19 protein-coding genes and 5 pseudogenes are annotated in these 20,522 nt (G+C 68.7%); 15 read left to right on the top strand and 9 right to left on the bottom strand.

Annotation, left to right across the window (positions count from 1 at the left end):
• Both ACFVT2_RS21140 and ACFVT2_RS21135 read right to left on the bottom strand, forming a co-directional pair.
• Nucleotides 1–186: transposase (locus tag ACFVT2_RS21140; RefSeq protein WP_390019954.1), on the bottom strand; the 186-nt coding region annotated here is incomplete at its 3' end.
• 784 nt (nt 187–970) lie between these two features.
• Nucleotides 971–1,249, bottom strand: a complete 279-nt coding sequence (locus tag ACFVT2_RS21135; RefSeq protein ID WP_390019952.1) for a hypothetical protein — start codon at nt 1,247–1,249, stop codon at nt 971–973.
• Nucleotides 1,250–1,789: 540 nt separating this feature from the next.
• Between ACFVT2_RS21135 and ACFVT2_RS21130 the strand changes: the two genes are divergently transcribed.
• The 5 genes and pseudogenes from ACFVT2_RS21130 to ACFVT2_RS21110 all read left to right on the top strand — a co-directional run bounded on the left by ACFVT2_RS21130 (nt 1,790) and on the right by ACFVT2_RS21110 (nt 7,701).
• Nucleotides 1,790–3,472 carry a hypothetical protein gene (locus ACFVT2_RS21130; RefSeq protein ID WP_390019950.1) on the top strand — a complete coding sequence of 561 codons (1,683 nt, stop codon included), beginning with the start codon at nt 1,790–1,792 and terminating at the stop codon, nt 3,470–3,472.
• A gap of 116 nt (nt 3,473–3,588) precedes the next feature.
• Nucleotides 3,589–3,999 (top strand): annotated as a pseudogene (locus ACFVT2_RS21125) (transposase); the annotation flags it as partial.
• Between the two features lie 219 nt (nt 4,000–4,218).
• Entirely contained in the window at nt 4,219–5,067 is an 849-nt protein-coding gene (locus tag ACFVT2_RS21120; protein ID WP_390019968.1) for a hypothetical protein, read from the top strand.
• Nucleotides 5,068–5,270: 203 nt separating this feature from the next.
• Nucleotides 5,271–5,600 (top strand): hypothetical protein, encoded by a 330-nt coding sequence (locus ACFVT2_RS21115; protein ID WP_390019948.1) that lies wholly within the window; start codon nt 5,271–5,273, stop codon nt 5,598–5,600.
• A 631-nt stretch (nt 5,601–6,231) separates the two neighbouring features.
• Nucleotides 6,232–7,701: a UDP-N-acetylmuramoyl-L-alanyl-D-glutamate--2,6-diaminopimelate ligase gene (locus ACFVT2_RS21110; RefSeq protein WP_390019946.1), complete on the top strand. Its 1,470-nt coding sequence runs from the start codon at nt 6,232–6,234 to the stop codon at nt 7,699–7,701.
• A gap of 26 nt (nt 7,702–7,727) precedes the next feature.
• Here ACFVT2_RS21110 and ACFVT2_RS21105 read toward each other — a convergent pair.
• Nucleotides 7,728–7,985, bottom strand: a pseudogene (locus ACFVT2_RS21105) (hypothetical protein); the annotation flags it as partial.
• An 863-nt stretch (nt 7,986–8,848) separates the two neighbouring features.
• On the opposite strand from ACFVT2_RS21105, the gene ACFVT2_RS21100 reads away from it, so the two are divergent.
• Together ACFVT2_RS21100 and ACFVT2_RS21095 are read left to right on the top strand one after the other, a co-directional pair.
• Nucleotides 8,849–9,343 carry a DUF1269 domain-containing protein gene (locus ACFVT2_RS21100; protein ID WP_390019944.1) on the top strand — a complete coding sequence of 165 codons (495 nt, stop codon included), beginning with the start codon at nt 8,849–8,851 and terminating at the stop codon, nt 9,341–9,343.
• A gap of 164 nt (nt 9,344–9,507) precedes the next feature.
• Complete coding sequence (locus ACFVT2_RS21095; protein ID WP_390019941.1) at nt 9,508–10,086, top strand: Uma2 family endonuclease; 579 nt, start codon at nt 9,508–9,510, stop codon at nt 10,084–10,086.
• 263 nt (nt 10,087–10,349) lie between these two features.
• Here the strand turns inward: ACFVT2_RS21095 and ACFVT2_RS21090 are convergent, their stop codons facing one another.
• From ACFVT2_RS21090 to ACFVT2_RS21080, 3 genes are read right to left on the bottom strand one after another with little or no spacing between them, the layout of a single operon-like run.
• Nucleotides 10,350–11,570, bottom strand: a complete 1,221-nt coding sequence (locus tag ACFVT2_RS21090; RefSeq protein WP_390019939.1) for a cytochrome P450 — start codon at nt 11,568–11,570, stop codon at nt 10,350–10,352.
• A gap of 11 nt (nt 11,571–11,581) precedes the next feature.
• Nucleotides 11,582–12,958, bottom strand: coding sequence for an NAD(P)/FAD-dependent oxidoreductase (locus ACFVT2_RS21085; RefSeq protein WP_390019936.1), 1,377 nt, complete (start codon nt 12,956–12,958; stop codon nt 11,582–11,584).
• A gap of 5 nt (nt 12,959–12,963) precedes the next feature.
• Complete coding sequence (locus ACFVT2_RS21080; RefSeq protein ID WP_159510169.1) at nt 12,964–13,191, bottom strand: ferredoxin; 228 nt, start codon at nt 13,189–13,191, stop codon at nt 12,964–12,966.
• Nucleotides 13,192–13,383: 192 nt separating this feature from the next.
• Here ACFVT2_RS21080 and ACFVT2_RS21075 point away from each other — a divergent pair, with 192 nt between their 5' ends.
• Nucleotides 13,384–14,046, top strand: a complete 663-nt coding sequence (locus ACFVT2_RS21075; protein WP_390019933.1) for a TetR/AcrR family transcriptional regulator — start codon at nt 13,384–13,386, stop codon at nt 14,044–14,046.
• Between the two features lie 77 nt (nt 14,047–14,123).
• Nucleotides 14,124–14,795 carry a hypothetical protein gene (locus ACFVT2_RS21070; protein WP_390019931.1) on the top strand — a complete coding sequence of 224 codons (672 nt, stop codon included), beginning with the start codon at nt 14,124–14,126 and terminating at the stop codon, nt 14,793–14,795.
• Nucleotides 14,796–15,270: 475 nt separating this feature from the next.
• On the opposite strand, the gene ACFVT2_RS21065 is transcribed toward ACFVT2_RS21070, so the two are convergent.
• Nucleotides 15,271–15,687 carry an NUDIX domain-containing protein gene (locus ACFVT2_RS21065; protein WP_390019929.1) on the bottom strand — a complete coding sequence of 139 codons (417 nt, stop codon included), beginning with the start codon at nt 15,685–15,687 and terminating at the stop codon, nt 15,271–15,273.
• 48 nt (nt 15,688–15,735) lie between these two features.
• Between ACFVT2_RS21065 and ACFVT2_RS21060 the strand changes: the two are divergent.
• Nucleotides 15,736–15,845 (top strand): annotated as a pseudogene (locus ACFVT2_RS21060) (transcriptional regulator); the annotation flags it as partial.
• 91 nt (nt 15,846–15,936) lie between these two features.
• On the top strand, nt 15,937–16,455 hold the full coding sequence (locus tag ACFVT2_RS21055) for a hypothetical protein (protein ID WP_390019927.1): 519 nt from the start codon (nt 15,937–15,939) through the stop codon (nt 16,453–16,455).
• A 40-nt stretch (nt 16,456–16,495) separates the two neighbouring features.
• Here the strand turns inward: ACFVT2_RS21055 and ACFVT2_RS21050 are convergent.
• Nucleotides 16,496–16,696: pseudogene (locus ACFVT2_RS21050) on the bottom strand (2'-5' RNA ligase family protein); the annotation flags it as partial.
• A 351-nt stretch (nt 16,697–17,047) separates the two neighbouring features.
• Here ACFVT2_RS21050 and ACFVT2_RS21045 point away from each other — a divergent pair.
• The 4 genes from ACFVT2_RS21045 (at nt 17,048) to ACFVT2_RS21030 (ending at nt 19,856) form a co-directional block, all read left to right on the top strand.
• Entirely contained in the window at nt 17,048–17,290 is a 243-nt protein-coding gene (locus ACFVT2_RS21045; protein ID WP_390019925.1) for a hypothetical protein, read from the top strand.
• Nucleotides 17,291–17,704: 414 nt separating this feature from the next.
• Nucleotides 17,705–18,298, top strand: a complete 594-nt coding sequence (locus tag ACFVT2_RS21040) for a hypothetical protein (RefSeq protein WP_390019922.1) — start codon at nt 17,705–17,707, stop codon at nt 18,296–18,298.
• Between the two features lie 36 nt (nt 18,299–18,334).
• The gene (locus tag ACFVT2_RS21035) at nt 18,335–19,459 is read left to right on the top strand and encodes a pre-toxin TG domain-containing protein (RefSeq protein ID WP_390019919.1); all 1,125 of its coding nucleotides are present in this window, start codon (nt 18,335–18,337) and stop codon (nt 19,457–19,459) included.
• A 22-nt stretch (nt 19,460–19,481) separates the two neighbouring features.
• Nucleotides 19,482–19,856 (top strand): hypothetical protein, encoded by a 375-nt coding sequence (locus ACFVT2_RS21030; protein ID WP_390019917.1) that lies wholly within the window; start codon nt 19,482–19,484, stop codon nt 19,854–19,856.
• A gap of 173 nt (nt 19,857–20,029) precedes the next feature.
• On the opposite strand, the pseudogene ACFVT2_RS21025 reads toward ACFVT2_RS21030, so the two are convergent.
• Nucleotides 20,030–20,476 (bottom strand): annotated as a pseudogene (locus tag ACFVT2_RS21025) (IS30 family transposase); the annotation flags it as partial.
• Nucleotides 20,477–20,522: the final 46 nt, after the last annotated feature.

Below are 20,522 nucleotides of genomic sequence, written 5' to 3'. Positions count from 1 at the left end.
GACGGTCTGCCAAGGGCCGTACCGTTCGGGCAAGTCCGGCCAAGGCACCCCGGTACGGGCCCGAAATAGCACCCCATTGATCACCTTGCGGTGATCGGCCCACTGCCCGCCGGGCCTGCCGTTGGCGGGCAGTAAAGGCTCGATCTTCTGCCACTGCGCGTCCGTGAGTTCATGTCGCCGCACCATACGACGCACCTGCCCAGCCCAAGCACTGATCCACCAACCCCAGCAAGAGCCATCAGAAACGGCCTAGGCGGATCTCCCCGCACTCACCGCCCTCGCCGGGACGTCCCACGCCGGCTACTGGCTGACGGCGTGGGAGCGGAAGGTGCCCCACGAACTCGCCGACACCTCCGTGGCGTCGCGCCGGGTTATGGGCGCCGTCGACTACGGCACGGTGGTCTGGGACCTCGATCGGGTACGGGCGGCGGCGACTGCCATTTCCGCACGCGGCGACATCCTCCACACCGAGGCGGTCATCGACCGGTCCGACGGCGCCATCGCCGGCTTCACCGAACTGGTCGTCCCCGGTAGTGGGACGGGCGAAGCCCAGCACCACGGTGCCATAGTGCTGCCCCAGCACCGTGGCCGCGGCCTCACCCGCTGGATGAAGGCCATCTCGATCCTCCATGCCCGCGAACGCCATCCCCACCTCGGCGGCCTGCCGACCGACACCGCCGACAACAACCCGCACGGCGCGTCAACGACGAGCTCGGCTACCTACCGACGCACACAGCCCACGAGTACCAGCTCTCCTTGTAGTCCAACCCTCCCGGCGGTGCTCGGCCCTCCGGCGGGAGGGAGAGTGACGAAAGCCCGGACTGTTGAACGGTCCGGGCCTTCTGCCGGCGGAGGATACGAGATTCGAACTCGTGCGGGGTTGCCCCCAACACGCCTTCCAAATGTTCGTCCCGGGGTTCGGGTCAGACAACAGTCTTGGCTGCTGTCAGTGCTATCCGGTGGGCTTGGCTCAGGTTTCGTCTTCCATCGCGCTGTCGCAGTTACCGCAGACCCGGTCGGCGTACGCCTGCGGGTACCACGGTGAACTCGGGTGTTCCGAGGGCCGCCAGGAGGATGTCTCCATGGCGAAGGTGTCCTTGCCGCAGAAGGTCCGTGGGCCGGGGGAGGAAGGCGCTCCTGGAGCGCCGGGCGCTGCGTGCACTCGTCGGACCCGGGCCCCGGCCTCGCCGGGTCTGGTGTCGGTCGTGCTCGCCGGTTGGTCGAGCTCGTACACGACGATGATCTCCATGCGCCGACCGTAGTCCGCCGGTAGCCGCGCAGGCGGTAGCCAATCGCCGTGATCCGGTATCTGATGAGGATCCGGGCTTCAGCGTGGTGGGACGCCGGTGGCAGCGTCAAGGCTCGATGGTCTCGCAACCGGTGCCGGCACTGCCTTCGGGAGGGGCCGTCGCCAGACGGGCGGGAAGGGCTACCGGGGGCGTGCGTTCCCAGGGAATGAATGATGCGGGCGGTTCCGGGGAATGGCGCCCGCGCTGGCCCAACGGTGCCTCGTCGATCTTCCAGGGCAAGGGGGCCGTCGGATTGGTAGTGATCGTCCGGCGGTGGGGTGGGGTGTTTCTGAGGGGCGGCCGGTGGCGGGCATGAGAGGCCGTCTGGCCCTTGCAGGCCGGGCGGTCGAGTGGGGAGCGCGCCTATCAAGGGCGCGTGGGCCCCGAGATGGCTTGTGGTCTACCGGCACCTGAGGAGTCTGCTGAAGCGTTCGATGCTGACGGTGAACCCCTATTGCGCCGCGGTGCCGACGAGCTGATGGAGCTCCTTGAAATCAAGAATGCTCATCACCGTCCCCTTCCTCGCACACGCCGCGCGGCATGTTCCGGGCAAGCGCGCCGAGTTGCTGATGTTGCTCGCCGTCCTCGCCGACCACGAGCCGGCAGACATCGACTCCCCGCACTGGCCGAGCAGTTCGGTCGCCGCAGTCTGCGTCGAGCTCTGCCAGGTGCTCCCTGAGCTGTTGTCCTGCCTCGTGGACACAGAGCGAGGGGTGCGCCGGGCGGCGCTGCGGGTGGTCGCGGCCGTGGCTGAGCTGCTCCCGTCGGAGCTGCGAGTCTCGGTGGTGGCCCAGCTCGAAGGGCTCTACGCGAGCGATCCCGTCCCGGCGGTGCAGGCGGACGCGTTGGTCGTCCTGGGCCGGTTCGGCTACGAGACGGAGGTACTCGAAAGCTCACCTGCCGAGGTTCGATTGGCGGCGGCCATGCTTGGTATGGAGCGGTCCGGCCCGCCGTACCCAGCAGACCTGGTGGACGCCGTTGCTGAATACGGTGCCGAACCCGACCCTGGGGACGACGGCTTTCCTTGGTCGGGCACCACCTCCCAGGACGAGCAGCTCAACCAGCTGCTCACCCAGGATCCGGACGCGTGCCTCACCGTAGCCGCCCGCTGGATCGAGGCCGGAGACCTGGGATCGCGCGGTTCCTGGCTGGCCCAGAAGATCGCTGAGACCTGGCGCGACCGGGAACCTGCCGTGCTGAACCTACTGGTGGCGGCCCTGCCTCACCAGAGGAACACCCGGGCCCTCGCCAGCCGACTTCGCACCATCGCGCACTGGATCGAGCACCTACCCGAACCAGGAGCCGACCTCCACAACACGCTGCACCAGTACGCCGATACCGACGACGAGACCGCAGAGCCAGCGCTCCTCGCCCTAGTACACGCCCGCGACATCCGCGCCCTGACACAGGTACTGCGCCGCCCCAGCGCCGGGCTGCTCGCCGCGGCAGCGCGGCACTTCCCCACGGCAGCCGACCAACTGATAACCGCGATCCGCTATCAGCTGGCAGCGGGCGCCACCGGGAACGAAGGCATCGCCCTCGTCGGGGCACTGGCGCGGTTCGGTGCCGCCGCCCGCCAGGCGCAGCCGGAGCTGGTCGACTGCCTTCGTACAGGTCGCGCGACCATCGTCGCCGCCCGCCAGCTCGGGCTCAACGGCATCGCGACGCGAGAGATCACCGACCTGCTGTTCAAGGCCATGCAGAGCACCGATCTCTCGCTGCGGGCTGCGGCGGCTGTGGCCCACTACCAGCTGACCAGCGACGCCACCCCGGCACTTCGCACGTTCGAGAGCCTGCTCACCAGCAAGGGCCAGACCCACTGGTACCTGAGCACCCTGCAACCGCTGGGCAGCACCGCTGCACCGCTGCTGCCGTTCATCGAGTCTCTGCTGGAGGCCGGGCAGTGGACCCGGATGGCCGCCGCCGAGGCCCACCACTGGATCACCGGTTACCCGGACCGCGCCGTTCCCATCCTCGTCGAGCTGGTGGAGCCCACCCCGGTCGGCCTCCGCGCCCTGAAGGCCCTCACTTGCACAGGCCAGCTCCCGGATGAACTCCGCCCGACCCTTCGCAGCTTCGTGTTCTCCCCGCTCCGCCTACTCGCTGACTCCCCCCTCTCAGGGCAGGGCCACCCAGATGAAGAACTCCGAACCCTGGCACGAGCGTTGCTCGCCGCTGGCTAGCTACTTGCCCCTGAAGAAGTCTGGATCGGCGCTGGGTTGACCTCTGGGGAGAGCTGGTGAGGGGTGCCGCTTGGCCGCGACAGCGGAGGGGGGTCGTTGTGGCCGGGGGTGGGACGATGTTGCGTGTCGCGGGAGTGCAGGATCCCTGGTGGGAGGTGCTGCCGGAACAAGCTCGGCAGCTGCCCGCCGAGCTGGCCAGGATCGATGCGCATCTGGACGACGAGCGATTCATCGCCCCGTGGCGCGCGGTGTTCGCCGAAGGGCTGGGGCGGCCGTCGATCCCGGTCGAGACGCTGCTGCGGCTGCTGTATCTCAAGCACCGCTACCAGCTCGGGTACGAGATCCTGTGCCGTGAGGTGGCGGACTCGTTGAGCTGGCGGCGGTTCTGCCGGATCCCGCTGACGTCCCGGGTGCCGCACCCGACCACGTTGATCAAGCTGGTGCGCCGGAGCGGAGTACAGACCGTGGAGCAGCTCAACGCCGCGCTGCTGGGCAAGTTGGCGGGGGACGATGCAGTGAGGCGGCGAGCCAGTCAGCGATGTGCCGGTGGCGTTCGTGCTGGCGCCGGGCGAGCGTGCTCAGCAGTGCGACCAGGGCCTCCGCGGCGGTGTCCACCGGAGTGTTTGGGCCGTCGTCGCGGGTGGGTGAGGCATCCGGTCGCCCCGGTCGCCTCCCGTAGGCTCCTGGCATGCCTTACGGGGTGGACGCGCGGGAACTGTACGAGGCTCTGGCGTGGTACGAGGGGGGTGGAGCCGTACGAGACGATCGTCGTGCCGTGGCTCGATCGGGCCCAGCGCGGCTACCGCGCCTGGCTGGCCACGGCGGCCGAAGACGGCTCATGGCGGGCCGAGAAGGGAAGGGAGCCCGACGGGCAGGAACTCGTGTGGGAGCTCTACGCCCTGCACCGGGTCAGCGACCAGCTGCTGCTCACCTTCCAGCCTCCCTCCGACGATCCCAACTCCCCGGACCCGCAGCCCCTGCTCTCGGAACGCGAGTACACCGGCGTATTCACCTCGCTCGGCATGACGCCGTTCGAGGACGGCGACGCATTCGACCCGTTCCTCCACGAGATCGTCGAGGTCGAACAGGCCGAGGACCCGCACGCGCCGATCGAGATCACCGAGGTCCTCTGGCCCGGCCTGATGCTGGGCCAGCTGCTGTTCAACCGGGCCGGCGTGCGGATCCGCGCCGGCGTCGAGCACGCGCAGCGCGGCGTCGCGGACCGTTCGCCGCTGTACTGGACCTTCCGGCGTCGCCACCGGCCGACGGTCGATCTGTCCCAGGGCTGGGGCAGCAATTCCCAGTGGCGCACCGACTTCCGCCTCGACTACCGGACTCCGGCCGGCGATCTGCTCAACGTGGCGGGGAACCGCCCGATCGACGGCAGCACCGACTTGCACCCCGACCACCCGGAGAATCTCAGCCGCGAGGAGAGGCTCCTGACGCCCGGCGACCGGCGCGAGCTGTTGCGCCACCGCTGTCTCCTGCGCACGCCCGAGGCCGCCGACGCACTGGCCGGATCGCCCGGCTGGGAGAGAAACCTGATGCCCTTCGACTGGCGGTTCCAGGACTGGAGGTCGTCCCCACGTGAGTGAGGTGTTCCGCCCGCGAGCATTCGCCGGTGCCGGAGAAACTCCTCTTCCCCACGTACGCGGGGGGGGGTGCCTCTATGTTTTTCGTCAAGCGAGGCGCGGGGTTCTGGCTTCGTAGAAGGTGCCGTCGCGGAGCATCGCGAACAGCACGCTGATGCGGTGACGGGCCAGGTGGAGAAGAGCCTGCGTGTCCCCAGGACGGGGCGGTGCTGGACGAGTCGGCACTGGCCGGCCAGGCTGCGCGAGAGCTCGCCGAGGAGTTGGGGATCGGCGCAGCCGCCGAGGATCTGAAGCTGTGGGTTGTCACCCGCGGCGAGAACGGCAGTGTCGGCCTCACCTACCTCGCCCCAGTCCTTCCCGAGGCAACGCTGCGCACAGGCCTCACCGTTGCTGCGGCAGCCGAGCGCGTCCAGGGCCGCGAACCAGAACTCGACGACATCGCCCTGGTGCGCTCACCGGACGAACTGACAGGTCTGGCCGGTCCGCACGCGGACTACCTCAAGCCGATCGTCTGCCGCTTCTTCGGGTGTCGCTGAGTCAGGCGCTGACGAGGAAGCGCCGACCGAGCGCGTTCACCAGGCCCTCCAGCGCACCCGGGCCGACGGGGAGGCCGACTGGGCAAGGTGGCGTCGGGAGAACCCGGGTCTCGCCGCAGACTCGGCTCAAGTTCGCGACATCGAGCCACCGATGACCGGGACTTCCCTCACATGACCAACGTGCCTGACGAACCATCGGAGGACATACACTGCAGCGGTGTCGGGCAGGTCCCTGCTCCGTCCGATCACCTGTATTCAACCCTCCGCGGCCGGGCCAGAAGGCTCTGCCCCCGGATTCCGGCCGGCCCGTGACACGGTTCGGAGCCGGACCCGGTCGCATGCCGCAGCCGGTTGCGCAGTGACAGGTAGCGGTCCTCGGCCGATCCGGCCCTCCGGCTCGCACGCAGATCTCCCCCTGTGGGGCCCACTCATATTCCCGCGTTACACCGCCGGTGCTCCGGCTCCCGCGCCGCATGTGCACCGCACAGCGCCGAAGCGGTCGGCACCGGCCGGTCAGCACGACCCCGGCGCCGCCGGGTCATGGTCACCAACGCGGTCTCCGGTTCGCCGTCACCCTGCCTTCAGGCCGGGCACGCGCAGTGCGCCACTGGCCGCCTTCGAGGGGATAGTTGTGAAGCTGAGTGCACTGCTCGACGGGCACGACCACCACGTTCTCCAGGGTGACCTGGGAACGCCGATCAGCGCGGGGATGACCTTTGACGTCCGCCAGGTGACGTCCGGCTCGCTGTACATCGCGGTCCCGGGCCACGAGCAGGGCGGTCCCGGGCGCATCGCAGAGGCACTGGAGCGCGGAGCAGTGGCCGTGCTGGCAGAAGACGGCGCCGCGCCGCCCGAGCCCCTGTCCGGGCGCGTGTGCGTGGTGGGGGTGGCCGATATCCGGGCAGTCGCCGCGGTCACCGCCTCCCGCTATTACGGGCACCCCGGCCGTGCGATGGACGTGGTGGCGATCACGGGTACGAACGGCAAGACCTCCGTCTCGTACATGGTCGAGTCAGCCCTGCGGATCGCCGAAGGCGCGAAGGTGGGCGTCATCGGCACTTCGGGCAGCCGGATCGGCAGCCGGAAGATTCCGATGCCGAGGTCGGTCCTGACGACACCGGAATCGCCGGACCTCCAATACCTGCTGGGTCACATGCGCGACCGGCATACGGGCAGCGTGGTGCTGGAGGCCACTTCCATGGGCCTGCTGCAGCGCCGACTGGACCATGTGTTCATCAACGTCGGCGTCTTCACCAACCTGACCCAGGATCACCTCGACGACCACGGAACCATGGAGAACTACAAGAACGCCAAACTGCGCCTCTTCGAGGGGCTGTGCGACCGCGCGGTGGTCAACGCCGACGACCCCGTCAGTGCACAGATCCTGGCCTTGATGCCCGGCGCGGTGACCACGTACGCCGTGGACGCGTCGGCCGACTACCGGGCGACCGACCTCGTCGTGGATGCCACGGGCAGCCGATTCATGCTCCACCACGACGGACACAAGTACCCCGCAGCGATCCCCGTACCGGGCCGCTTCTCGGTCGCGAACGCGCTGGCCACCCTGGCGGCATGCCACGTGCTCGGCCACGACCTCCAGGCGCTCGTCAGCGCCCTGGACCGGATGCCGCCCACCCCCGGCCGGTTCGAGCGCTACCCCACTCCGCAGGGCGCCTGCGTCATCGTGGACTACGCGCACTCCCCGGATTCGCTGGAGAAGGTCCTCGCCACGATCCGCAGTTTCGCGACCGGCCGGGTGATCACCGTCTTCGGCTGCGGCGGCGACCGGGACATCACCAAACGTGCCGCCATGGGAAAGATCGCCGGGGAGCATTCCGACCTGTGCGTCCTCACCTCGGACAACCCGCGCAACGAGGACCCGGAAACCATCCTGGACCAGATCACCCCCGGTCTCGCCGCCACCGGGACCCCCTTCCACCGGGAGGCCGACCGCCGTACGGCGATCCGCTACGCGCTGTCCGCCGCTAAACCGGACGACATCGTGCTGGTCGCCGGAAAGGGCAGCGAGCCGTACCAGATCATCGGTGAACAGCTGCTCCCCTTCAGCGACATGGCTGTGGTCCGCGAGCTCTGCGGGTAACACAGGAGAGGCCCGCCGGTCCCCCTCATGACGCGGCAGGCCACACAGTCGGTGCTGATCACGGTGACGTGCCAGCCTCGCTGGGACAGGCCCTGCTGGAGGGGGCGCCGGGCGATGTCAGCCATGGGTGCGGGGTTCTCGGTGGCGACGTCGAGGTCCTGGCTGAGGCGGTTGACCAGTCCGTGGACCTGGACGGCGTAGCCACCGGTGATGACCAGGGGGTAGGGGCTGCCGATGGCGAGGACGTCGGCTAGAAGCCGGCGGTGGAGTGCGCCGCGGTGCACTGGGTCGACAGCGGTTCGGCGACGCTGTTCCACGCGTCTGTGCTGCCTCCGTACTGGCTTGGCGGTGCGGACGGTCCAGGGGAGGCTGGAGAGGGGGCTCAGGAGGCCGATATGCGCGTCCAGGACATCCGGATCGGCGAGACCTACCAGGTGAAGGTCCCCCAACGACTGCCGCCGGCCCTGCGGGACCGGCGGCAGCGTACCCGTGCCGATGTCGCTGCTCCTGGAGCTCCCCGCCGGCCCCGAGTACGAGATCGACGGCTTCGTCACCGACACCGACGGCAACGAGGTCACCCTCCCCGCCACCGTCACCTACACCGGCCTGCCCGCAGTCTGGCTGCGCCCCCTCGAAGAGCCCGTCCGCATCGCCCCCAGCACCGCCCGGTTCTACCGCGCCCGGGTCCAGGCGCAAGCCACGGGGATGGCCGCCCAGGACGTCGCGCGCGCCGCCGAGGGCGCGAAGGAACACCGGCGCGACATCGCCGGACAGGCACTGGACAGCTACCGAGCCGAGCTATGGCTATGCATCGCCGAAGTGCAACACGAGGAATGGCGCCGGATCTCCACACTCATGACAGACACGGCGATGAAGACGTACGTGCCGCAGAGCGACCCGGAGGGCGTTGCACCAGACTTCGTGACCACAACATCGCCACCGGCGCCGCGCCCTGTACGGCACGCTGCTCCGACCTACCGTCGCGCGCTTGTGGCAAAAGCCCTGGTCGAGGCCATCCAGGGGTCACACATGAGGTCAGGGTCCGCGAGACCCGTATGCGTCACACCTGCGGGACGTGACATTCACCGAATGCTCGGTGGCGGCACGTGCCGTGCGGCGGGGGCGCGGAGCCCCAACAGTGGAAGTCATGGACGACAACATCCTCTTCCTGAACGTCACGGGCCCGCCGGCCGGCCACCACGCGCTCGACGCGCTGCGCCAGGCGCACGCCGACGGCAAGGTGAAGCTGCGCGAGGGAGCGGTCGTCGCGCGCGACGCCGACGGGGCCCTCGACTTCCCCGACGCCGTCGACAACACCGGCACCGCCCGGGCCTTCGCCGCCGGCGGCCTGATCGGCGGGCTGCTCGGCATCCTCGGAGGCCCACTCGGCGTCATGATCGGCTTCGGCGCGGGTGGGCTCCTCGGCGGTGCGCATGACGCGCGCGAGGCAACCGAGGTCAATGCGGCACTGGACATGCTGGCGGCGGAAGTGCCGCCTGGGAGCACGGTGCTGGTCGCCGAGATCGTCGAGGGCGATCCGGCGTATGCCGACGGTCTGCTCGCCTCCTACGGGACAGTCGCACGGTATCCCGCGCAGAAGGTCCGCAAGGAGGTAGAGGCGGCGATCGCCGAGAGGCGCTGACCAGGCCGGGTCGTGCGTCGCTTCCCGCGGAGATTGTTCGGGTGGGTGCTGGCCGTCGATCAAGCGCGCGGATGAGGTGGCATCGCAGGAATGGCGGAGATGGGCAGGGGAGACACTGGCCGTCGGGGCAGGCCAGACTGTCAGTACGTGATGGAGGTGAAGGGATGAGCGTTGCCAGCTTTACGCACCACGGGCCCTGGAGCGTCGACGACGTCCTGGGCCTGCCCGAAGACCGGACCGTCCGCTACGAGCTGCTGGGGGAGTCGCTCGTGATGTCCCCCGCCCCCGGCCTGCGTCACCAGCGTGCAAGCTTCCGGCTCCACGTCGCCCTGGACGCGGCGGCCCAGGCTGCCGGCGCCTCGGTCGAAGTGCTGGAGGCCATCAACGTGATCCTGCCGTCCGGGCTGGTCGTGCCGGACATCGTCGTCGCCGACGCGGGCGCGACCGCAGAGGACGGCGTCAGCCTCGACGCCGAGGCGGTGCAGCTGGTCGTCGAGCTCGTCTCGCCCGGCAACAAGACCATGGACCGCAAGCTCAAGCCGCTGCTGTACGCGGAAGCCGCGGTCCCGCACTACTGGCGTCTGGAGTTCGACCCAGCCCCGCGCCTGATCACCAGCGAGCTGGACGCCGGCCGGTACGTCGAAACGGCGACCGCCCTGCCGGGCACCGTGACCCGCATCGAGAAGCCGTTCCCCTTCGACATCGACCCGGCCGGACTGGCCCAGCCGCAGCATAGAAAGTGAGTCCTCCCTCAGGAGATCGGCAGACCACCTGCGAGGCTCACCGCGACGTCGAAGACGCCGTCCTTGCGATACGGCCCCGCAGCTGACCTGTTCGAGGCCGCCGCAAGTGCCGGGCGGCGGCGCGGCACCCCGGAGTGCCAGGTGCCGCGCCAGCCGTTCACGCGGCGGCGGGGTCGGCCAGTGCGGGTGCCGGCCGGCGTGGCCGGTGATGAACTCCCAGATGTCGCGGTGGGTGCCTTGGGGGAACCGTTCGCTGAGGGAGCTCAGGCGGCCCGCTCGTCGGGGCCCAGTCGCTCGAAGGAGACCGGGAGTTGGTCCGGTCCGCGCAGGATGGCGTTCTCCCGGTACGGCGGCGGATCGGCGATCAGGCGCGGTGACTCCAGCCGGCGGGCCAGCGCGGTGAGCGCGATCTGCGCCTCCGCGCGGGCGAGGGTGGCGCCGATGCAGTAGTGCAGGCCGCCGCCGAAACCGAGGTGGGTGTTGTCCCGGCGGTCCGGGACGAACCGGTCGGGGTCCGGGAAGCGTCGCGCGTCGCGGTTGCCCGCGGCGAGCATCAGCCGGACCCTGGCGCCCCGCCGGATGGTGGTTCCCGCGAGGTCGATGTCGGCCAGCGTGCTGCGCCCGGACATCTGTACCGGCGGGTCGTAGCGGAGCACCTCCTCCACGAGCGGGGTGGCGAGGTCGGGGTCGGTGCGCAGCCGGGCCAGGGCGTCGGGGTGGCGCAGCAGGGCGAGGGTGCCGTTGGCGATCAGGTTGACGGTGGTCTCGTGGCCGGCGATCAGCAGCAGGCCGAGCGTGACCCGCAGGTCCACCGGCCCCATCCCGCCCGCCGGATCGGTATCGGACATCAGCCCGGACAGCAGATCGTCACCCGGGGTGGCCCGGCGCCGCGCGATGAGTCCCTCGAGATACTGCGCCAACTCCTCACGGGCCTGTTGGAGTTCGCGGAGTTCCTCCTCGGTCTGGGTGTCGATGGGGTCCAGTCCGCGGGTGAGCCGGCGGGCGAGACCGCCGAAGACGGCCTCGTCCTCGCGGGGTACGCCGAGCAGTTCGCAGATCACCGTGACCGGCAGGGGGTAGGCGAGGTCGGCCACCACGTCGAGCTGGCCCGGCTGGTCGCCGCGGTGCGCGTCGAGCAGCCGGGCGACGAGGGTTTCGAGGTGGTCGCGCATGCCCATGATGCGCGGGATGAACTGCTGGGTGACCAGGCGGCGCAGCTGGTCGTGCCGGGGTGGGTCCAGGACGAGCAGGCTCCTGAACGCGGGCTCGGGCGCGTCGGGGTTGAGGCGGTCGGCGCTGATCCGCGGATCGTGCAGCAGCTGCGAGATCTCCTGGTGGCCGCTGACGAGCCAGGTCCCGTCGTCCATGCGGGTCACCGGCTGCCGCAGCATCCGCGTGTAGTGCGGGTAGGGGTCGGCGCGGTTCTCGTACCGCAGGACGTGGGCGAACAGGCCGGTGGCCGTGTCGGGCGAGGCGGTGGTCATGGGCATGCTCCCTACGGGTGGGCGATCGGCGCCGGGGCGTCGGCTGCCGGGGCGGGGGTGTCGTGGCCGCGGAGGTCGCCGGGCTCGTCCCCGGCGGGATGCGCGAACTCCGCGTCGACGGGGTTGAGTTGAGACGGACCGTCGGGCGCGTTGAGCACCGGCGGGAACGGCGCCCCGGCCTCGATGAGCGCGGCATAGCCGTCCAGGACGCGGGGCGAGTCCACCGCGACGGCCGCGACCAGCCGGCCGCGCAGCCCGTAGGCGGCCACGAACCGGCGCTGGTCGAGGGCTCCTTGGGTGACGGCCACCTGGTCGGCGAGGTGCGGCAGCCCCACGGACTTGAGGTTGACCCCGAACTGGTTCGACCAGAAGGCGGGCAGCGGCCGGTGAACCCGGTGGTCCGGCCGGGCGTGCGTCATGTTGTAGGCGGCGGTCCGCGCCTGCGCCATGGCGTTGTCCCAGTGGTCCAGGCGCAGCAACTGCCCCGGGAAGAGCGGGTGCGGCCAGCGGGCGATGTCACCGGCGACGAACACGTCCTCGACGGCCGCCCCGTCGGTGCCCAGCGCCCGGCAGCCGCCGTCGCACACCACCCCGCGGTGGTCGGCGGCCAGCCCGGAACCCGCCAGCCACTCGGCGTTGGCCGGCGCGCCGGTGGCGACCACGGCCACCTCGGCGTCCACCACGGTGCCGTCGGACAGCTGCGCGCGGCGCAGCCTGCCGTGGGCATCGCCTTCCAGCGCAAGGACCGTGGTGTGCAGCCGCAGGTCCACCCCGGCGGCGCGGTGCCAGCCCGCGGCGACACCGCCGATCACACCGCCCAGCGCGCTCGCCAACGGGGCCGCGCCGCGCTGCACCACGGTCACCTCCAGCCCCAAGTCCCGGCATCCCGAGGCGACTTCGCCACCGGTGAAGCCGCCCCCGACGACCAGCACCCGGCGCGGGCCGGCGGCCAGTGCCGCCCGCAGCCGGTCGGCGTCGTCCCGGCCGCGCAGCGTGTGCACACCATCCAGGCCGCCGCCGGCCGTGTCGGGCCACGGCCGGGCGCGGGTGCCGGTGGCGATCAGCAGCCGGTCGAAGTCCACCCGCCGCCCGTCGGCCAGCACCACCCGGCGGCCGGGTATGTCCAGCCCGGTCGCGGCGGTGCCCAGCAGCCACCGCGCGTCGATGTTCCGCACCCGGGGCAGCGTGATGCGGTCGGTGGTCAGCCGGCCGGACAGTACCGCCTTCGACAGCGGCGGCCGGTCGTAGGGCTCATGGGGCTCGTCGCCGATGAGGGTGAGTTCCCCGCTGAACCCCTCGTCCCGCAGCGCCTCGGCGGCGCGCAGCCCGGCCAGCGAGGCGCCCACCACGACGATGCGGCCGTCGCCGACCCGTAGGGACGTGTTCATGGCGGTCACCGGTCCCGTTCCGAGGACAGCGGCGACGGCTCGGTGGCGCCGCTCAGCGTGATCGCCTGCACGGGGCAGGCCGCCGCGGCGCGTGCCACCTCGCGGTGCGCGCCGGCGTCGGGTGCGTAGTCGTACTCCAGCGACTCCTCGCCGTGGAAGCGGAAGACCGCCGGCGCGGCGTAGACGCACTGTCCGTAGCTCTGGCACCGGTTGAGATCCACCACCAGCCGCAGTGTCCCCGGTGGGGCTTGCGTGGTCATCTTTCTGCCTTTCCTCGCAGTTCGGCGCGGTCCCACCCGCCATCCACGGGCCGACGGCGCAGGGATCCGTCATCGCCATCGCAATTCAGATAGTGATCGCTATGGGAACTGTACTCGCTATCCGAACATTGACATAGTGATTGCTATCCGAATAGCCTGGCTGATATGAACGGCGAGCACGATGCACCCCGACGGCAGCGCCTGACCCGCGCCGAGGCCAAGGCCCGTACCCGGACGCTGCTGCTGGACGCGGCGGCGCGGATCTTCGCCCGCAAGGGCTTCACCGGCGCCTCGGTGGAGGAGATCGCCGAGGCCGCCGGCTTCTCCACGGGCGCGCTGTACTCCAACTTCGACAGCAAGGAAGCGCTGTTCCTGGAGCTGCTCTCCGACCGCCAGAACGATCGCATCGCGGAGGCCGCCCGAGCCCTGGACAGTCATGAGGCGGGCACCGGGGAAGCCGCCGCCGAGCTGGGTCGCCTGCTGATCGACGTCGCCGACAAGGACATCGACTTCGCCCCGCTCCAGGCCGAGTTCTGGCTGTACGCGGTCCGTAATCCGCAGGCGCTGGAGACGATGGCGGCCAAGCTGCGCGAACCCCGCCAGGCGCTGGAGCAGGTGATCAGCACGTCCATGGCCGAGCGCGGCGCGCCCGAGGAGGTTTCCGCCGAAGCCGTGGCCACCGTGGTCGCGGCGCTTTTCCAGGGCCTGGTGCGGCTGCGGCGCATCGACCCGTCAAGCGTGTCGGAAGAACTCTTCGCCCAGGCCCTGACCTGGCTGTTCGCCGGCATCAACGCCGCCGGCGCGCCCGCCGGCACCGAGGGCGACTGACCGCCGCGACCACCCCGCCCCGCCGCCTCCCCTCTCCTCCCGCCTCCTCCCGTCCTCCTGCGAAGGAGCAGCACCTCATGGATCCGGCCCCCCACGTCTCCCGCGCGGCCGTCCCGCGATCGCCCGGCGAGGCCCGGAAACTGCGGATTCGCTATGCCGTAGCCGGTGTCGTCATGGCGCTCACCTGGATGGGAGAGGGCGGCGAGCCGGCCTGGGCGCACGCCCTGCGCACCGCCGTGATCCTGCTGATCCTCCCGCCTCTGCTGCTGCGGTCCCACCGCCGTCTCACTCGGCAGGTTTACGAGGCCACCGACCCCCGTTGGGCCATCGCCCGGCTGATCACCGTCCGGACGGCCATCGTCGCGGGCGCCCTGGCGGCCGCCTACTCGCTCGGCTGCCTGCTGGACCCGCACGGGGCACAGCCCGCCGCCGCCCTGGGCGTGCGGCTGCTGGTGGTCCTGCTGACGATCCCGCTCCAGATCCGCCTGGCGCACCGTACCCGCGCGAGCGAGGCGCATCCGTCCACCGGACCGGTCCTCTCGGCACCCCGGCTGATCGCCGCGAAACTCACCCTCATCGTCGTCGCGCTCCTCGCCCAGGTGCTGCTCGACGGTGTCACGCACCACGCCGACGCCATCGTCGCGGTGGCGATCGCCGTCGCGGCGGCCGGTCTGGGCCCCAGGATCCATGCCCGTCTGCTGGTCCCCCTGCCGGCCACCCGCAACGCCCCCGTGGACGCCACGGTCTGACCTGGGGCGCCGCCGCCCGGCCGCCCCCCGCTCCTCCCGTCCGCCCAGCCCCCCCCGGGCGTGCTGTAAGGCGTGTCGCCGGCCCAGATCGGCCTCGTGGAGGAGCAAGTGGGTCGCGACGGCCGTGTGCCGATGTCCGTCCGGGCGGGAACCTTCAGATAGGCCCTCGGTTCCTCGGTCAGAGGCGGGATGGCGATGGCGGAGATGCCGAGCGACACCTCCGCCATCGGCGCGACCAGGGCTCAGGCCGCAAGAGCGCTCTTGCATGCCTTCGGACAGCACTGCTCCGCTGGCGCCTGGTACGCGGAATCTTCTACCCCACGTCCGCCCACACCGAAGAGCACCTGCACCTGACCATCGACGCCGTACGGCATGCCGCGGCAGTCTGCGCCCGCGCCGTGAAGAAAGGTGCCGCGGCCATCGCCCTGCTCATGGCGGCACGCCGCCCGCTGTGATGGGACGCCCCGACGCTGTTCTACTGGCGGCTGGCGCTGTAATCGGCCCCGGCCGCCACCAGCAGCGCGGCCACGCCGCCTGGGTACCACGGCATCAGCGCGCTGGCTCCCTCCACGGTCACCCAGGCCGCCTCCGACACGTCTTCGTCGTGCTCGTCGGCCATCGGCTCCCCGGAGAGGAACTCGGCGCGGAAGACGGTGAAGACGTCGTGCACGGCGGCATCGATGCGCTCGCTGACATGCACCACCGAACCGGCCTCGACGACCACCCCGGCCTCCTCCTTGGTCTCCCGGACAGCAGCCTCGGCGAGCGTCTCGCCGCCCTCACGCCGCCCGCCGGGCAGGCTCCAGCTGTCCTCGTTCCGCACCAGCAGCACCCGGCCCCCGGTCGCATCGCTCACCAGGGTGTACGCGACATCGACCCGCTCCGCAGACATCAACTGCATCCTCTCCGTACAAGAAGTACACCGTCTGACCTCGAGCTGATGACTGCCTCTCCTTCTTCCAGCGCCCAGGGGCCCGTGAAGCTCTCGCGGTTCGCCTGCAGCACTTGCGCAAGGATGCCGGCCTCACCGGGAAGGAACGGCTGTGCAGGCGGTTGCGTGGCGTCGTCGGTCAGTCCGACCGGTCCTGGTGGCGCCTGCGGTGTTGGGGAAGGATGGCGGCAGCGATCCGGGAGGGGCGGCGTGCGGCTGACGATCGACACCAAGACCGACACCTACGAGCAGGCGATTGCCGCGGTCCAAGCCGCCTACGGGCTGCGCCCCGTCACCCCGGCCGGCTGGCCGGAGGCCCCAGCCGCGGAGCCCCGGCCCGGTCCCCAGGACCTGAACAGCGACGGCCTCGGGTACGGCTGGAGTGACCAACTGCTGTTCCAGGTCCTCGCCGCGCTCATGCCCGGCGCCCGGACGGTGCTGCGCCGGATCACCGACCTGGGCGGCGCAGCCTCGTACGACGACGTCCAGCAGTACTTCGCCGATCACCCGACGAACCCGATCCCCACGTCCCGGATCGGCGGGACACTGACCAGCATCAAGGCGGTGCAGCGCCGCATCGCCCCGGACAACGCGGGCCCCCTGCTCCAGCGGGACGAGCGAGAACGGCGCTACCGCATCGACGCCGCCCTCGTGGCCGGGCTCACGAGGGCCTTCGCCATGGCCGATGCCCGCCCCGAACTGCTACGCGGCAGCGCTCCCTCCCCGTAATGCTGTGCCACCGGCGCGCCGTGCGCACCGGTGGCTCCCGCTACCCGCCGAGGGGGAGTCGCGTGTGGGCTTCCCACTCGTACATCTTCCGGTCCCGGTGGAGGACGATCAGTTCGACCTGGTCCACGCGGACGGTGGCCGGCTCGGCCTTCACGGTATCGAGGGCGGCGCGCACGGGTGCTGCGGGTCCGTCAGCGTTGCTGTAGGCGATGGTGATGTGCGGGCGGAATCCGTCGGCGGGCTCCGGGACGGTGTCCCACGCGGTGTCGGTTTGAGGTCACGGAACATACTCAGTGGCCGGTTGGTCCTCTACAGGGCGATGGCCGTGGCGATGTTGGCGGCTGGACACCTTTCAGGTGCTGAACGTGGCTGATCGAATTCCGAATCGACCACAGCCCTCCTTCGAGCGAGGCGCACGGGTGCAGTGTCACGTCGTTTGAGCGCAGCAGCCAGCCTCGGACACAGGGCGACTCGCCTCTGTGCGCCCCGTGTTGGCTCCTTCGCGCCCTGCCGTCTGCTGGCAGGCTGCCGTTCTTCTGGCTTGAGGGGGCGTATGGCGTTGGCGGGTCCGCGTTGCAAGGAGAGCAACCAGGTGTTGCATCTGCCGGAGTTTGTGGCGGCGTTGCCGGCGGAGTCGCCGTTGCGGGAGAAGTACGGGGAGCCGCCGGGGTATGCGTTGCAGTGGCTGTTCCCCGTGGCGGCTGGCGTGTTGGGTGTGGTGGCTCTGGTGTCGGGTTCGGTGGTGGCGGGGATTGTGCTGGTGCTCGGCGCCGTCGGCTTGGGCTATTGGTTGTCGCGGCGGGCGTCAGCGGCAGAGGAGGCGCGGGCCAGGTAGGCGCGGTCGTGGATTTGCCAGCAGTGTCCGGCGGTGTTTCCGCGGGAGGACGCGGTCGTGGTGTGAGTTCCGGGTGTGCGTCAGCCTCGTCCTCGTGGGCGGGGTTTTGTCGTGCCGGGTGTTGGCTGGTGGCTGTTGGGGGGCTGTCACCGTCGGATGTGGATTGAGCTGGCCCCAGTTGCCCGAAAAATGATTACATGATGTGAGCGCGCCTATGATGGTGTGTCAGGTACGGTTCGGGAGTTTCTGATGCTATCGGGAGTGCACTGAGGGTTCCTCCCTGTTTGCGGATGGCCGGGTCGACGGCTCGGCGCACGGATCTTCTGGGTGTCCCTTGAGCCGTGTCTTCCTGCTGTCTAGATCGATCAAGGAACCATGCAACATCGATGGGGGGCCAGAGCTGCAACGCTCTTCATGGCCCTGAGTGTTCTGTTCACGGGTGTCGCGTCGTCCGCGGTGGCGGCAACGTCGCAGTCTTCGAAAGAAGATTTTTTGGCGGTCAAGCTTTTCGACAAGTGTCGGGGGCTGCTGCCGTCCAAGAAGATTGAGTGCATCAAGATCGAAACCAAGAAGATCATTGGTGATTCGGTTGATGAATGCCTAAAGAAGCCACTGGGTGAGAAGCTTCCTTGCTTGCATGGCAACCTCAAGGGCGAGGTAGACAACATCGCCGGGGTGCTGAATTTCCTTTACTACTGGTACAGGACGGCCAATGGCGAGAGCGGAGAATCCGTCGTTGGTGACATTGGCAAAATAGAGGCAATCCGAGCGGATCCGATGATCCTCCTTGAGGACAAGGACTTGCTGCCAGAGCTGATGAGTAGAGTTGCGGCGGAAGTGGAGAAGCTTCAGAAGGCCGGCCGCAATGCCAAGTGCGGCGAGGATTCCTCTCTTCTGGCCGAGCTGGATTGCCTCAAGGCCCAAGTCCTGCCGAATGCGTCGGCGAGGCAGGCCCTGCTGATCTTTGGGATCCTTCAGATCTACTTGATGAAGGAAGCGGATCAGTAGAAGGTAGGCGAGGAAGTTTCCAAACTTCAGGCCACGTTGAAGCGAGCCAGTGATGACCCGAAGCTGCTAGCAGATAAGAGCTTCCGGGAGGGGATGAAGGCTCAGGTTGCGGAGATCAAGAAGCGCAATGCTGCGAACCTTGATTTCTGGGCTATCCAGAGCAAGGAAGCCCTCCGTTCCCTGCATGGAATCGTCAGTGACGCCAAGGATCTTAAGCTCTGCATGGGCCCGTTGGACCTTGGTCCTGATTGGGATAAGACCTTCGGTCCCAAGTGGGACAAGAGTTTCGGCCCCGGTGGTGACATGGAGCGGACCGATCGTGAGCTCCACGAGGCGACTCGGGAACTGGAGGGGGGCAATCGGGAGCTGGAGGACGCGAATCACGAGATTGCGCAGGCGAACCGTGAGTTGAAGGAGGCGAACCGCACTTTCAGTCAGGTGAAGATCAGCATCGATCAGATGAAGATCAGTATCGATGCTGGGATGGAGGAAATCGATCGTGACATGGCTGGCCTCCGTAAGGACGTTGAAGCCATGTATGAGATCCAGAATCGCAAGCATCCCGAGATCTGGGATGGCGTTTTCAAGGATCTGGATCTCAAGAGCGTCGGCGAATACGTTCGAGACGGGCACATGCCGCCGGAGGAGAACAAGCTCTTCCAGGCAATTGTGTCGGGAAGTCTCGACCTCACCCCTCTGGCCGGGGACGCCAAGGGTGTCATGGAGGCCATTTCCGGCAAGGACGCTGTCACCGGCCAGCAGCTCTCCGGCGGCGAGCGCATCCTTGGCTCCATCATCCTCTTCCGCTGGCTCAAGGTAGGAAAGAAGGTAATTACCACAGAGGAGCTAGCGAAGGCTACCAAGGCCGAAAAGGCCACTGGTAAGATCGATGGCTGGATGAGTCGAGCAGCCTACGACAAGGTGCCGGATTCTCTTAGGAAGTACGAGTCTTTCACCAACAAGGGGGTAGGGTACCGCTGGAATGACGCCAAGGGGAACGGCATCCGGATTGACAAGGGGAACCTGAACAACTCTCAGCCGTACCAGCAGGTGGACCACGTGGTCATCAACTCCGGTGGCAAAGTCCTCGGCCGTGACGGGAAACCGCTCGCCGCAAGCAAAACGCGTATGAGGCGCACATCCCGGTCACTGAGTGGCTGAAGTGGAAGGAGTGGAATCGGCCGTGAGTGAAGAGCAGATCCGACTTCCCAAAATGAGGGAGGAAGTCTTCTCAGCAGTTCGCGCCCTCGCGGATCCTGAGTACCAGAAGCGGGTATGGATTGAGAGGAAGTATCCGAACCCGGATTACTTCGACGACTTCACTCTCAATGTCAACATTCTCGATGACGCCACCATCCTCGACAACCCACATGCCGTCATCGGTTACACGCTAGCCTCGGAGGAGGAAGCTCAGGCTATGAAGAGCCTGGCCAACCGGCTTCTCCAAATCATCGAAGAGGTTGGTTCTGAAAGCCCTGACAGCGCCTTCCTGGCATCTCCGCTGTGGGATGGGGTTGTCGAAGCGGCCAATAATGCTCTCGAAGTCATGACGCAGTAGTCGTCAACACGGATCAAGACCGGCTGCCTGCACTGCCAGGCAGCCAGTTGTTCTTTGTTGACATGGTGACAACGATCCGGCCGGCCGATGCTGGCCGGCGGACTGGTGTCTGGCCTCAACGACGAAGCCCCCAACCGAAGGGCGAATTCAAGGGGTCGTGGCAACACTGCTGGTCATGCGGCTGTTGTGAGGAGCTTAGTGAGGCGCTCGGCTGGGGTTTCCCGGGCGAGCGTTTTGCGTGGGCGGCCGTTGAGTTCGGTGGCGATGGCGTCGAGGTGTTCGCGGCTGTGTCGGGACAGATCGGTGCCCTTGGGGAAGTACTGCCGTAGGAGCCCCTTCGTGTTCTCGTTGGATCCGCGTTGCCAGGGGCTGGATGGGTCGCAGAAGTAGACGGGCATGCCCGTGGCCATGGAGAACTGGTGGTGCAGGCCCATCTCGGCGCCCTGGTCCCAGGTCGGGGAGCGTCGCAGGTGGGTCGGGAGGGTGCTGATGGTGTCGATGAGCGCGTCGCGGACGGTGAGGGTGTCGCGGGTGCTGGGCAGGTGGACCAGCATCACGTAGCGGGTGGTCCGCTCGACCAGGGTGCCGATTGCGGAGCCGTTGTTCTTGCCGATGATGAGTCGGGTAGCGGGGACGCATTGCTGCGTCCCCGCCCCCTCAGAACCG

Source organism: Streptomyces sp. NPDC058000, from assembly GCF_042886435.1.
In the GTDB taxonomy this organism is placed as follows: domain Bacteria; phylum Actinomycetota; class Actinomycetes; order Streptomycetales; family Streptomycetaceae; genus Streptomyces.
Note: the sequence above shows the minus strand (reverse complement) of the source record. Positions and strands in the feature narration are given on the sequence as shown.